Source organism: Microvirga sp. 2TAF3, assembly GCF_052114965.1.
Classification (GTDB): Bacteria; Pseudomonadota; Alphaproteobacteria; order Rhizobiales; family Beijerinckiaceae; genus Microvirga.
Genome location: NZ_JBFRFT010000001.1, coordinates 201282 through 214334, shown reverse-complemented (window position 1 = coordinate 214334; position 13053 = coordinate 201282). Strand labels below are relative to the sequence as shown.

Sequence of the window (13053 nt, the reverse complement as noted above, 5' to 3'; positions counted from 1 at the left end):
ATTCTGCGGGGGACTATGTGAACGGGGAGGGTTCGAGGTCAATAGAAGCGAGGCTCACTCGCTCGGAGGGGGTTCAAATGGGCGGTCTCCGGTCTTATGTCCGCCTGGCATATCATTCGAGGAACCTGCCGTGTCAGACGTTCGCGCCGCCATCATTCCCGTCACGCCATTCCAGCAGAACTGCACGCTGCTGTGGAACGACACTACCAAGAAGGGCGCCGTGGTCGATCCGGGTGGCGATCTCGACCGCATCCGCAAGGCCATCGCCGACAGCGGCGTCACGGTCGAGAAGATCATTCTCACCCACGGCCACATCGATCACGCGGGCGCCGCCACCGAGCTGAAGGAAGAGCTCGGCGTCCCGATCGAGGGGCCGCACGAGGCGGACCAGCCGCTGCTGGAGCGCCTGCCCGAGCAGGGCCGCGCCTATGGCTTCGAGGGTGTGCGCGCCGTCACGCCGGACCGCTTCCTGAACGAAGGCGATACGGTCAGCGTTGGGGATATGACCCTGGAGGTCCTCCATTGCCCGGGCCACTCGCCCGGCAGCGTCGTGCTGTTCTCGCCGCAAGAGCGCTTCGCTCTCGTCGGCGACGTGCTGTTCAACGGCTCCGTCGGCCGGACGGATCTGCCCGGCGGAAGCAGCAGCGCGCTGATCAGCTCGATCAAGGACAAGGTCCTGCCGCTCGGTGACGATGTTACCTTCATCTGCGGTCACGGCCCCATGAGCACTATCGGCCACGAGCGGGAGACCAACCCCTTCCTTCAGGGTGAAACGCTGGACTGACCGCAGGCAAGTCTCGATCCTTGGGCGGATCGCCTCTGTTCGCGTCCGACCAGTCTACCTGTTCCAGACTCCGATCCGTGCCTGTCGCGCCTTTTCCGCAGCAGCTTTCAGCTCGTCGGTGGCCTGAGCGGTGGCGCGGCCGCCGCCGTTGAACAGCACGACTTTCGACAGGTCCTGCCCGTTCACTTGGCAGCGATAGGTGTTGGTCGAAGCCACCGCTTCGCAGGCGACCTCCCGGCCTGCCAGATAGCGAGTGAGGTCATCGGGCTTGCCGGCGCCGGAGGCCCATTCAACGCCGAACAGGCGGACGACGCGGCCTTGCAGGGAAAGCGTCGCGGTATCGATCACCTGCGGCACCCCGCGAAGCGAACCGGTATCCGCAACCGGGGCGATCGCCCCGGTTGCTGCCGGCTCGGCAGCGTTGGCCAGTACGACGCGGTCATTCCGGGACAACGCGAAGGCGCCGATGGCAAGCAAAGCTGCGAGCGCGGCTGCGCCGAGGACGAGAGGTCTTTTTCCCCATTGGCGATCCGTTCGCACTCCGCGAAAGGCATTGCGCATGCCAGGGAATGCATGCCGCAAGCGATCTCGGGCGGAACGAAGCTTCGGCGCGTGGGACGCGGAAAGGTCGCTCCACGTCCGTGAACACTGGTGGACCCACATGCGGATGCGATCTCCATGAAGCCGATGAAGGACGTTGCTTCCGGCCAAGGGCGCAGACGGTGCATCGGGCGACGACGGCAGATTCACGGAGCCGATGCTCAACCAATCCCTTTGCGGCTGGTGTTCTGTCGGAGCGGCATGCATGATATCGGGCGCAGCTGTGTCGGCCTCGGATATGGGCTTGAACAGAGCCGGATGGGTCTGGCGAAGCTCCTCGAGAAGGTCTCGAATGGTCGCGGCAACAACCTGTCCATTCCGGATGCTGGTTCGTGGCTGCCCGCTCTCGTCAACCACGGTAATCGCCAGCGCGCCGTCCTTCTCTCCATATCGCAAGAATGTCTCGACGATCAGTTCGAGCGGCTGCCGCGCATCGTCCGTGGGGTGAAACTGCGCGATCTCGGCACGGATGACGGCGCGCACCCGGTCTCGTATCTCTCTCATGCCGTCGTCCTTGCCGTCGGGGCTCATCGAAAGAGAATCCGCGTGGTCGGCTTCAATCATCGGTGGTTTCCTCCAGCGTCATGTTCTCCTCGTCACCGCTCCGCCCCAGCACCATGCTGCTCTCGGCGGAAATGACGGGGTGATCGTCCATGAAGCTTATGACGAGCTGAAGAGCGGCGATGCCCTGCGAGCGGCGGTCCCGTCTCGGATTGGCGGCACTGAAATCGAAGAGCGATTGCACCGCGCAGACATCGTCCTCAGGTTCGCAGGCGACCTGGATCGTGCCTTCGCGAGGGCGATACTGGCGCTCGGGCCAGCGTCGGACAAAGCGCCGTTTCTCTTTCAGGAGGCTACGGACATTCATTGCACGGCCATGGAAGAGAACGCGCGGCGCATAGAGTTCCGCTGTCGCATCGAGCGCGTCCGCGTTCGGCGCCGACCAGGAGTTCAGATAATTAATCGTGAAATTCTGCGCGGCCTGGACGCGCGCCTTGCGCCTCTCCTCGCGCGCATCCGTCACTGTCGGCGGCGGAGAAGGAATGGGCTGCGCCGATTTCGGCATGGGCACAACCGCCCTCGATGAGGGTTCCTGGGTCTGCGGTGAGGGAGATTGTGGGGCGGAGGGCTGAGGCTCGGGAGCTTGGGGCGGCGCATTCAAATCGGCAGGCGGATCCACCCATGGCCGGTTCGTCTGGGCAAGAGCGCCAGGCTCGCTTGCCAGCAGCACGATCAGCAGGGCAGCGCTTGATGCGAAGTGCAGGCGAGCCACCATGTCCTCCTCCAAAATCCTTCTCCTCGTGGTCGGGAGAAAAGCGGTTGAGACCGGCTCAGGTTCCAAGCATGGCGGTGTTTTCGCAGGACCTTCCGAGTGGCGGGAAATGAGGAACCTGCAGCCGTGGCGGATGGAAAGGCCCCTTTCCGCAAACTCTCGGATGGTTGAAACGTTAACGTGGATGGGTATTCAGACTGGTCACGGAGAATGGCAATGCAAGAGAATGACCTGATCCGGATCCTCGTCTGGAGCGACTATGTCTGCCCCTTCTGTTACCTGGAAGTCTCGGTCCTCGATCAGGTTCGCCGGGAGTTCGGCGATCAGGTCGATACCGACTGGCGCGCCTTCGAATTGCGGCCCGCGCCGAACCCGACGCTCGATCCGGACGGCGAATATCTGCACCGGGTCTGGAACCAGTCGGTCTATCCCATGGCCGAGGCGCGCGGGATGGTTTTACGCCTTCCGCCTGTTCAGCCCTACAGCCGCAAGGCGCACGAGGCTGCGGCGTTTGCCCGTGACACCGGCCGGTTCGATACGCTGCATCACGCCCTGTTCAAGGCGTTCTTCGAGGATGGCCGCGATATCGGCGATCTTCACGTGCTGCTTGAAATCGGGCAATCCGTCGGGCTCGATGCGGATGATTTGCGCATCGCTCTCGAGAGCGGCCGTTACACGCAGAAAGTCGTCGAGGACGAGCGGCTTGCGCAGGAGATCGGCATTTCCGGCGTTCCCGCACTCATTATCAGCGGCGGCGAGCAGGCCTATCTGATCAGTGGCGCCCAGCCATACGAGGCCGTCAAGAGCGTCATCGAGCGGGCCATGAACGAGAGAGTGGTCGCAACGTAGAAAGGATGAGGAGGCGCTTCTCCGATGAAGCGCCTCCGTGTCTGATCAGCAGCCGGTGAGCTTGGGCGTGCGCTCCACTTCCAGCGCGAAGAGTGGGCGCAGCTTCGTGCCCAGCACATTGCCGAAGAAGGCAGCCACCAGCCATATCCAGCCATGCAGGCTGCCGGAGGCGATTCCGGAGAAATATGCGCCGATATTGCAGCCATAGGCGAGGCGCGCGCCGTAACCCAGAAGGAGCCCGCCGACGATGGCAGCGATGGCCGAGCGCAGCGGGATGCGCCAGACCGGCGCGAAGCGGCCGGCAAGCGCCGCCGCCAGAAGAGCGCCGAGCACGATGCCGATGTCCATCACCGAGGTGATGTCGTTGAGGATGCTTCCATTGAGTTCGGCTTGGCGAGCAGGCGACGACCAATAGGGCCAGCTCGCTACATCGAAACCGATTCCGGCGGCGATCTTCGATCCCCACAGGGCGAAGGCCGAGGTGATGCCCCAGGGGCGCCCGGCCAGCGCCAGGGTCGCGAAGTTCAACAGGGCGAGCGCCACCGCTCCGGCCACGAGCGGCCAGGGGCCGCGCAGGAAGCGGGCGAGACCTTCGCGCGGCGATGCTCCGGCATCGACCAGACGGCCGTGGCGGCGCCGTTCCAGCACGATTGTGAATGCGGCGATGGCGGCGAAGACGGCAAGCTGTACGGCAAGCGCGGTCCATGGCCCCCAGAGCTCGATGATTGACACCTTGGGCAGGCTCGGCAGCGCCGACCACCAATGCAGGTGCGCCGCGCCGATGGCCGATCCGGCGATGAAGGCGGCGAGCGTGATCAGCATGCGGGTCGAGCCGCCGCCCACGGTATAGAGCGTGCCCGAGGCGCATCCGCCGCCGAGCTGCATGCCGATGCCGAAGATAAAGGCACCGAACACAACCGAGATGCCCGCCGGCGATACGAGACCGGAAACCGGCTGGCCGAACAACGAGCCTGAAGCGAGAACGGGAAAGAAGAGGATAGAGGCGACGGCGAGCATCACCATCTGCGCCCGCAGGCCCTCGCCGCGCCGATCGGCAATGAAGACGCGCCACGCGGAGGTAAAGCCGAAAGCCGCATGATAGAGCACGAGACCGAGCGCAGCACCCAGGACATAGAGAATGGCCTGCCGCGGATTGACGACCGTGCCGATGAGCGCAGCACCCGCGAGAATGGCGGCGCCTGCCGCCAGCGAGGCTTGGGTGTTGATGCCCGACCCTGTGCGGGCAGGAAGGGCGGAAGCTGAAGCGATTGCGGAACCCGACATGGTTCTTTCCTGACCCGCGATTGGATTGCGCGATGCCGGAGACCACGAGCACGTCCCGACAGCTATTTTACAGAGCAAGACATGTAGTCTATTAAATTAACGGTCAAGTATGTATTTTTATATAAATATACATAATTATTTTGTATATTTGTTTGCCTTCTCCTGCTCTGGCACGAGAGGCGGGAGCATCATCAGCCAGAAGGCGATGGCGAGCGCCATCAGCTGGAGCACTGCAATCAGCCCGGTGACGCCCCACCAACCCGAGGACGTCCAGAACAGGCCGCCGAGGGTCCCGATGGTGCTGGAGCCGAGATAATAGGCGAACAGATAGAGCGCGGAGGCCTGTGCTTTGGCCCTCAGCGCCCTCCGGCCGACCCAGCTGCTGGCGATGGAATGGGCGCCGAAGAAGCCGAAGGTGACGGACACGATCCCGAGAAGGATGAGGAAAAGAGAGTTAAAGAGGGTCAGCGCCAGACCGCCGAGCATGATGAGGATCATCACCCAGAGCACCTTGCGCCGACCGAGCCGCCCCGCGAGATCGCCGACCCAGGTCGAGCTGAAGGTTCCCACCAGATAGGCAGTGAAGATCGCCCCGATGGCGGTGTGACTCAGGGAGTAGGGCGGTGCCATCAACCGATAGCTGAGATAGTTGTAAAAGGTCACGAACCCGCCCATGAGCAGGAAGGCTTCGATGAACAGGGCGCGGAGGCCCGGATCGCGCAGATGGTCGGAGAAGGACCGAAGAAGGTCCCTGGGGGCGGCGCGGCTCGGCTTGAAGTGAAGGGAGTCCGGAAGGCTGCGCCAGGCCAGGATGGCCGCGATCAGACCGAGCGCGCCGATCGTCCCGACTGCAAGTCGCCAGGAGCCGAGATCCGTCAGCACGCCGGCGACGACCCGGCCCGCCAGCCCGCCGATGGCGTTGCCGCCGATGAAGAGGCCCATGGCGAGGCCGACGGATTTCTGATCCACCTCCTCGCTCACATAGGCCATGGCGACGGCGGGAAGGCCGCTGAGCGTCACTCCCATCAGCAGGCGTACGAGAAGCAGTGCATGCCAGTTCGGCGATGCGGCGGAGAGGATCGTCAGCACGGCCGACGAGAACAGGGAGGCCACCATCATCGGCTTGCGGCCCCAGATTTCGGACAAGGAGCCGGTAACCAGCATGGCGACGGCAAGCATGCCGGTGGTGAGCGAAAGGGACAGGCTGCTGACGGCCGCGCTCACGTGGAAGTCCTGCGAGAACACGGGGAGCAGCGGCTGCACGCAATAGAGAATGGCGAAGGTTGCAAAGCCCGCAGCGAACAGGGCGAGGTTCAACCGTCGAAAGGCGGGCGTTCCGCTTTCAAGCTGTTTCGGCCCGCCCTGTTCGTTTTCGTGCATCACACCATCCCGCGCGCCTCGCGGCGCCGTTGCGCAGGAATCAGGCCGAAGCGCCAATCGCCTGTGATCTTGCTCATAACGCGGGGTTTCGCGGAAACGGGATCTTAATCCATTCCATGCGTGCATAGAATGCCTGCTGCCTTTGCGCTTCTCTTTCAGGGCGAAACCATTGCTCATGAAAAAAGGTTGATGTTTTGCCCCGCGCCGCTCCGATCGTCCGCAGGCGCGTATTTTTTGAGAAATCCATGGTCACCCCTTCTATTGCCGAAAAGGCCGCGTCCGCTCCAGAAGCCGACCTGAGCGGCAAGGCGGCGCCGTCGCAGTTTCGGGGCACGATCCTCATGGTCGTGTCCACGGTATTCTTCGCCTGCTCGGACGTCGTCACGAAGGAACTTGCGGGCAAGCTGCCGGCGATCGAGGTCGCATGGCTGCGCTATGTCACCTTTTTGCTCCTGGTCATCCCGCTGCTGCTTACCAGTGGCGGCGGCAGTGTCTTGCGCTCTCATCGTCCCGGTCTGCAGGTCCTCCGCGGCCTCGGCATGGTTGGCTCGGCCCTGTTGTTCACGGCCGGTCTGCCCTATCTGCCCGTCGCCGAAGCCACCGCGATCTATTTCATCTCGCCGATCGTGATCATGGCGCTCTCCATCCCGTTCCTCGGCGAAATGGTCGGGTGGCGGCGATGGAGCGCGGCCTTCGTCGGCCTTGTCGGCGTCCTGCTCATCATCCGTCCGGGCACCAGCGCCTTCGAGATGGCGGCGCTTCTGCCGCTGCTGGGGGCGACATGCTGGGCGATAGCCGCCGTCGTGACCCGCAAGATGAGCGGCCGGGACCAGGCGGCGACGACGCTCGCCTATTCGGCGCTCGTCGGCGTCGTTCTTCTCACCGTTCTCCTGCCCTTTGCCTGGGTGACGCCCGACTGGCATGAGATCGCGCTCGGTTTAGGCATGGGCGTTCTCTCGACGATGGGACATTGGCTCGTCATTCTCGCCTATCGCCACGCCAATGCCTCGACGATCGCGCCCTTGTCCTATGTCCAGCTGCTCTGGGCGGGCGTGCTCGGCTATCTCGTCTTCGGGTCGGTGCCGGATTCATGGACGGTCGCGGGCGCTGCCATCATCGCCCTGAGCGGCCTCTACACGGCCTATCGCGAGCGTGTCCGCGCCGGGTCGAAAACCTGATCAAAGATTGGCGCTCCCGGCGTTCAGGTGTAGGCTGATCAGCCTTCGTCGTGCCGTCGGGAGTTGCCAATGCCCGGAGAGAGCACATCGCATGTGGTCGGCGGCCCGCGTCGTCTGGCGGCGATTCTTGCTGCCGACATTTCCGGGTACAGCCGTCTCATGGGTGTCGACGAGGAAGGCACCCTCGCGCGTGTGAAGCGGCTTCGCCGCGAGATCATCGAGCCGACGATCCAGGAGCATTACGGCCGCCTGATCAAGACGACGGGCGACGGGTTCCTCGCCATGTTCGACAGCCCGCTCGAAGCTGTGCGCTGCGCCATCGTCATCCAGCAATCCATGGCCGCCCGCAATACGCCGCTTCCGGCGAATCAATGGATTCGGTACCGGATCGGCGTGAATCTCGGCGATGTCATCGTCGATCCGGACGATATCTATGGCGAGGGGGTCAATATCGCGGCCCGGCTTGAGAATCTCGCCGATCCCGGAGGGGTCTTCATCTCGGGAGGCGTCTACGAGCAGATCAAGAACAAGCTGGTTTGCGGCTACCAATCCCTGGGCGACGAGAGGCTCAAGAACATCACCGATCCGGTACGGATCTACCGGGTCCTGCCCGATCCGGCCGCCGTCGCGCAGGCGACACGCCACAGGTGGCGCTGGTCGGCCATCGGCGGGCTTTCGTTTCTCGTCCTGGGAGCCGTCGGGTGGTACATTTTGACCCCCGAATTCTCCGAGGGCGCCCGGGAGGCGGCCATAGTCTCACCGCCCGCCAATCCGCCACCGGTGGACGCCTCTCAGGTTCCGCCTCAATCCACTGGAGCCCTGTCCAATGCGGGAGCTCTTCCCGGCATGCCGTCCCCGCCTCCGCCTCCGAGCGGGGCGCTGCCGATCCCGATCCCTCCGACGCCGCCGGCAACCACTTCACCGTCCGGAACCGGGCAGACCGGCACGCAGACGGCCGGAGTCGTCCCGCCCCAGCCATCGGGCAAGTCCGCGGATACGGGATCCGGCTTCCGGGATTGCCAGGGCTGTCCGGAACTCGTCCGCGTGGCCGGCGGAAGCTTTCGCATGGGCAGCGACGAGGACCCCTCGGAAATGCCGGTCCATCCGGTCAAGGTCGGCCCATTCGCCATGGGGCGATATCCGATCACGGTCGCGGAATGGAACCAATGCGTCGCCGCCAAGGCCTGCACCTTCGTCATCCAGGGCGAGGATGCGGATCCGGCCCGCAACCTGAGCTGGGTCGACGCCCAGCAATTTGTGGCTTGGCTCACCCAGAGCACGGGCCGGCCCTATCGGCTGCCGAGCGAGGCCGAATGGGAATATGCGGCCCGGGCCGGCACCAACGGCCGCTACTGGTGGGGCGAAAGGATCGTACCCAGGATGGCGAATTGCAAAGGCTGCGGCGAGCCCTACGATGCTCATCAGCCCTTGAAGGTCGGAAGCTTCTCGGCCAATCCGTTCGGGTTGAACGATCTGAACGGCGGCGTCGCCCAATGGGTCGCCGATTGCTGGCATCCCAACTATCAGGGCGCTCCCGCGGACGGATCGGCCTGGGCCGATCCGGGATGCCGCGAACACGTTCTGCGCGGCGGTTCATGGCGCAACGATGCGAGCTATGCCAGATCCGCCAGCCGCATGCATTACGACACGGGGGTGCGCTACCCGGCGCACGGCTTCAGGGTCGCACGCTCGCTTTGAGGGGAGAGAATTTATGCATGCCATCATGCAACGGACCGTGGTCGCCACCGTGCTGGCAGCCAGTTGCTGGGTTGCGGGGATCCCGGCCCCAGCCCTCGCGCAGACTCCTGCTCCTGCGGATGCGGTTCTCTACATCATCTATCCTTACAACGGGCAGCGCATCCGGGGCGGGTTCCCGGTGCGGTTCGGCTTGCGCAATATGGGCGTGACCCATGCGGGCGATACCACGCCCAATACCGGCCACCACCATCTTCTGGTCGACGTGGATGAGGAGGTCGACACGGCCGAGCCGATTCCGACGGACAAGCAGCATCTTCATTTCGGAGCGGGGCAGACCGAGACCCGCCTCGATCTGCCGCCCGGCAAACACACCCTGCGGCTCGTCCTGGGCGATGCGGACCACAAACCCTTCAAGCCACTCCTGATTTCGAAAAAGATAACCGTGACGGTTCTGCCGCCGAGGGTGCGCAAACCCGCGCAAACCAGCCGGGCGGAACGCTGAGAGCGGAACTTTAACCGCGGACTCATCCCCCGAAATTGTTGACGAATGGACGCGTTCTTAACCGGCTGTTAACCATAAAACGACGAGATCAGAGGACAGAAGGAATCTGATTTCGTGACCATCGCCGTTCGCCCCCGTCCCTCCCTCCGTTTCCGTGGCAGATCCTTTCTGGCACTGGTTCTCGCGCCGGTCGTGCCATTGCGGGACTGGCTCGAAGATCTCGACGCCGTGGCGAAGGGTTCGCCGGGCTTCTTCGCGGAGCGGGCGATCATCCTCGACGTGTCAGCTCTCAAGCCGTCCAAGTCCGAGCTGAAATTTCTCCTCGCCGCGCTCAAGATGCGGGATATTCGCATCATCGGTCTGGAAGGAGCGGCACCTCAGGTTCTGGATGCCGACATGCCCGCCCCCGTGAATGGCGGTCGTGCTGCGGGCGAGATCGAGGTACCCGATCTCGATGCCATGCCCATCCCGGTCGTATCCGCCCAGGCTCAGCCGACGCCCAACTCCACCCTTCTGATCGAGGGATCGGTCCGGTCGGGCCAGTCGATCCTTCACACCGATGGCGACGTGACTATTCTCGGATCCGTGGCGTCCGGGGCGGAGATCGTGGCGGCCGGCTCCGTTCATATTTACGGCACCCTGCGCGGCCGGGCCATCGCGGGCTGTACGGGCAATGCGCGCGCCCGCATCTTCTGTCGCAAGTTCGAGGCGGAGCTCATCGCCATCGACGGACTCTACAAGACGGCGGACGATCTGGGGCCGAAATTTCGAGGCCAGCCCATCCAGGTCAACCTGGACGGCGACGCCATCATCCTGAAAACATTGGACTGACAGACAGAAAAGTGAGACGACAATGGCCAAAGTCTTGGTCGTAACATCTGGCAAAGGCGGCGTCGGCAAGACAACCTCCACGGCGGCCCTGGGCGCCGCTCTGGCCCATGGCGGCGAGAAGGTCGTCGTCATCGATTTCGATGTCGGCCTGCGCAATCTCGATCTCGTCATGGGAGCCGAGCGGCGCGTCGTGTTCGATCTCATCAACGTGGTGCAGGGCGATGCGAAGCTCAACCAGGCGCTCATCCGCGACAAGCGAATGGAGAACCTGTCGCTGCTTCCCGCCTCGCAGACCCGTGACAAGGATGCGCTGACGGAAGAAGGCGTGGCCCGCGTTCTCGCCGATCTTCGCGAGAAGTTCGACTGGATCATCTGCGACAGCCCGGCCGGCATCGAGCGCGGTGCGACGCTGGCCATGCGGCACGCGGATGTGGCGGTGGTCGTCACCAATCCGGAAGTGTCCTCGGTTCGCGACTCCGATCGCATCATCGGGCTGCTCGATTCCAAGACCGAGAGGGCCGAAAAGGGCGAACGCGTCGAGAAACACCTGCTGGTCACCCGCTACGATCCCATCCGCGCCGAGCGCGGCGAGATGCTCAAGGTCGACGATGTGCTCGAGATCCTCTCGATCCCACTGATCGGGATCATCCCGGAGAGCGAAGAGGTTCTGCGCGCATCGAATGTCGGCTCGCCGGTCACTTTCAACAATCCGGGCAGCGCCCCTAGCAAGGCTTATTTCGATGCCGTCCGGCGCCTGAAGGGCGAAACGGTGGAGATGTCGGTTCCCACCGACAAGAAGAGCCTGTTCGGCAAGCTGTTCGGACGGAGGGCAGCATGAGTTTGATGAGTTTCTTCAACCGCCGCACCTCGGCGCCGGTGGCGCGAGAGCGGCTCCAGATCCTGCTTGCGCACGAGCGCGGCGTCGTCGGCGGCAAGTCCGATCTCGTGGCCGTGCTGCGCGAGGAGATTCTGGCTGTCGTCCGCCGCCATGTCACGGTCGAACACGATGGCGTCCAGATCAAGATGAACCGCGGCGCGGATATGTCGACCCTCGAGATCGAGGTCGAGATCCCTGGTCCGGCCGCCGTACAGGCCTGAGCATGAAACAAAAAGGGCGCCTTGGTGGCGCCCTTTTTCATGGCATGTCTTTCGGCATGTCCGGCAAAGGACCGGCGGTCAGGCGGCGGTCGACGACTCGGGTTCACTGGACTGAGCGGTCGCGTCCACATCCGTCCGTTGCGGATAGCTCCGCGGGAGATTCGAAACCGGGCGATGCTGCGTCGCAGGGGTTTTCGCATTGGCCGATTGCAGATCGGTCTGGATGCTTTCCAGCAAGCTGATGAGCCATGAATGACCGGTCAGCATGCTCTCCTGCAAAGCCGTCTTCGCAACGTCGATCTTTGCCGACACTTCCATCAGGCTGCGCGATTGCAGCGTGGCGAAATCCTGTTCGATCGTCCGTAACTCGCGCAGAAGCTCGTCCTTCAGCGCGCTCTGATCCTCGGTCGTGATCAGAGGGGAGGCGAGCATGCCGCGGAGCGCGGCCCAGCGCAGTCCGAGGGCGCTCACCGATTGAGATCCGTCGAGTCCTGCGAGGTGTTTAGGTTCAGCCACGGCGTTGTCCTTCTCATGGGGTCAGAATCACGTCGCCACAGCTATGGTCATGGATGTGGCGTGAATCGGGCAAGCGCCACGAAAGGACGGGCGATGCGGCTGAAAATGAGAATGCCGAAACACTATCCGTATCAAGGCACCGCTGCGGATATGCGATGCAACGTTATCGAATGAAGAAATAGACCGTGAGGATGGCTCCGACCGCGATGACGAGCCAGCGGATGACCGGGGCCGGCAGACGCCGCCCGAAGGCCACGCCCGCATAGCCGCCGACGATGGATGCTGCGCCGACGATGAAGGTCTCGCGCCAGCTCACGAGGCCCGCCATGATGAACAGCACGACCGCCACGAGTTGGATCAAGGTGGAGCAAAGGTGCTTGGCCGAGTTGATGAGGTGAAAATCGTCGCCTTCCGTGATGGCGAGCGCCGCCAGCATCACGATGCCCATGCCCGCGCCGAAGAAACCGCCATAGACGGAGACCAGGAACTGGAACGCCAGGCCGGCGGCCCAGGCGCGGGTCGAGGGATGCTTGCCCTCGGCGCGCCCGATGGAGCGGGCCAGCGCCACGATCTGCGGGCTTGCCGCGAACAGGAGCGTCGCGAAGAGCAGGAGCCACGGGACGAGACGGCTGAAGGAGGAATTGTCGGTGACGGTGAGGATATAGGCGCCCAGCAACCCGCCGACCAGGCTGACGGCCCCGAGTGCCGCGAAGCGTTTGAGGTTGGCCGCAAGCTCGCGGCGATAGGCCCAGGCGCTGGCGAGATTGGCGGGCGTGACGGCGACCGCGCTCGTGGCATTGGCGACGACGGGCGGAAGCCCGGCCGCGATGAGGGCCGAGAAGGTGAAGAACGTTCCTCCGCCCGCAATCGCATTGACGAGACCCGCTCCGAGACCGGAGGCAGCAAGGAGCGCCGTTGTTGAAAAATCCATGATCGACAAATGTGTGAGGGGAGTCCTGGAAGGACAGAGGGATGGTTCGCCCTTAGCATAACCACGTCGTGTGCCGGAGCCCATTAAGCGAATGTCTAGAGCGTATTTCAGGAATTACGGCTTATGAAA

At 63.6% G+C, this 13053-nt stretch carries 15 protein-coding genes; 8 read left to right on the top strand and 7 right to left on the bottom strand.

What is annotated here, in order from left to right:
• The first annotated feature begins 130 nt into the window (after positions 1–130).
• Complete coding sequence (locus tag AB4Y97_RS00960) at positions 131–784, top strand: MBL fold metallo-hydrolase (protein ID WP_441997120.1); 654 nt, start codon at positions 131–133, stop codon at positions 782–784.
• Between the two features lie 54 nt (positions 785–838).
• Here the strand turns inward: AB4Y97_RS00960 and AB4Y97_RS00955 are convergent, their stop codons facing one another.
• Both AB4Y97_RS00955 and AB4Y97_RS00950 read right to left on the bottom strand, forming a co-directional pair.
• Positions 839–1948 (bottom strand): thermonuclease family protein, encoded by a 1110-nt coding sequence (locus AB4Y97_RS00955; protein WP_441997119.1) that lies wholly within the window; start codon positions 1946–1948, stop codon positions 839–841.
• Positions 1941–2660, bottom strand: coding sequence for a hypothetical protein (locus tag AB4Y97_RS00950; RefSeq protein WP_441997118.1), 720 nt, complete (start codon positions 2658–2660; stop codon positions 1941–1943). Before AB4Y97_RS00950 ends, AB4Y97_RS00955 begins: the two co-directional genes overlap by 8 nt.
• Positions 2661–2873: 213 nt before the next feature.
• Here AB4Y97_RS00950 and AB4Y97_RS00945 point away from each other — a divergent pair, with 213 nt between their 5' ends.
• Positions 2874–3506 carry a DsbA family oxidoreductase gene (locus tag AB4Y97_RS00945; protein WP_441997117.1) on the top strand — a complete coding sequence of 211 codons (633 nt, stop codon included), beginning with the start codon at positions 2874–2876 and terminating at the stop codon, positions 3504–3506.
• Positions 3507–3551: 45 nt separating this feature from the next.
• Here AB4Y97_RS00945 and AB4Y97_RS00940 read toward each other — a convergent pair whose 3' ends face one another.
• From AB4Y97_RS00940 to AB4Y97_RS00930, 3 genes are all read right to left on the bottom strand, one after another.
• A complete protein-coding gene (locus AB4Y97_RS00940; protein WP_441997116.1) occupies positions 3552–4790 on the bottom strand; it encodes a YeeE/YedE family protein in 1239 nt (412 codons plus the stop codon).
• Positions 4791–4925: 135 nt separating this feature from the next.
• Complete coding sequence (locus AB4Y97_RS00935) at positions 4926–6170, bottom strand: MFS transporter (protein WP_441997115.1); 1245 nt, start codon at positions 6168–6170, stop codon at positions 4926–4928.
• Positions 6171–6243: 73 nt separating this feature from the next.
• A complete protein-coding gene (locus AB4Y97_RS00930; protein WP_441997114.1) occupies positions 6244–6417 on the bottom strand; it encodes a hypothetical protein in 174 nt (57 codons plus the stop codon).
• Between AB4Y97_RS00930 and AB4Y97_RS00925 the strand changes: the two genes are divergently transcribed.
• The 6 genes from AB4Y97_RS00925 to minE all read left to right on the top strand — a co-directional run bounded on the left by AB4Y97_RS00925 (position 6416) and on the right by minE (position 11477).
• Positions 6416–7348, top strand: a complete 933-nt coding sequence (locus AB4Y97_RS00925) for a DMT family transporter (protein WP_441997113.1) — start codon at positions 6416–6418, stop codon at positions 7346–7348. The two genes, AB4Y97_RS00930 and AB4Y97_RS00925, sit on opposite strands and share 2 nt — an antisense overlap.
• 69 nt (positions 7349–7417) lie before the next feature.
• Positions 7418–9046 carry an SUMF1/EgtB/PvdO family nonheme iron enzyme gene (locus AB4Y97_RS00920; RefSeq protein WP_441997112.1) on the top strand — a complete coding sequence of 543 codons (1629 nt, stop codon included), beginning with the start codon at positions 7418–7420 and terminating at the stop codon, positions 9044–9046.
• A 13-nt stretch (positions 9047–9059) separates the two neighbouring features.
• The gene (locus AB4Y97_RS00915) at positions 9060–9548 is read left to right on the top strand and encodes a DUF4399 domain-containing protein (RefSeq protein ID WP_441997111.1); all 489 of its coding nucleotides are present in this window, start codon (positions 9060–9062) and stop codon (positions 9546–9548) included.
• Positions 9549–9662: 114 nt separating this feature from the next.
• Entirely contained in the window at positions 9663–10379 is a 717-nt protein-coding gene (gene minC / locus AB4Y97_RS00910; protein WP_441997110.1) for a septum site-determining protein MinC, read from the top strand.
• 22 nt (positions 10380–10401) lie between these two features.
• Positions 10402–11217, top strand: coding sequence for a septum site-determining protein MinD (gene minD, locus AB4Y97_RS00905; RefSeq protein WP_441997109.1), 816 nt, complete (start codon positions 10402–10404; stop codon positions 11215–11217).
• The gene (gene minE / locus AB4Y97_RS00900) at positions 11214–11477 is read left to right on the top strand and encodes a cell division topological specificity factor MinE (protein ID WP_441997108.1); all 264 of its coding nucleotides are present in this window, start codon (positions 11214–11216) and stop codon (positions 11475–11477) included. Before minD ends, minE begins: the two co-directional genes overlap by 4 nt.
• A gap of 78 nt (positions 11478–11555) precedes the next feature.
• On the opposite strand, the gene AB4Y97_RS00895 is transcribed toward minE, so the two are convergent.
• Together AB4Y97_RS00895 and AB4Y97_RS00890 are read right to left on the bottom strand one after the other, a co-directional pair.
• Positions 11556–11993, bottom strand: a complete 438-nt coding sequence (locus AB4Y97_RS00895; protein WP_441997107.1) for a hypothetical protein — start codon at positions 11991–11993, stop codon at positions 11556–11558.
• Positions 11994–12156: 163 nt separating this feature from the next.
• On the bottom strand, positions 12157–12924 hold the full coding sequence (locus tag AB4Y97_RS00890; protein ID WP_441997106.1) for a sulfite exporter TauE/SafE family protein: 768 nt from the start codon (positions 12922–12924) through the stop codon (positions 12157–12159).
• Positions 12925–13053 lie beyond the last annotated feature (129 nt).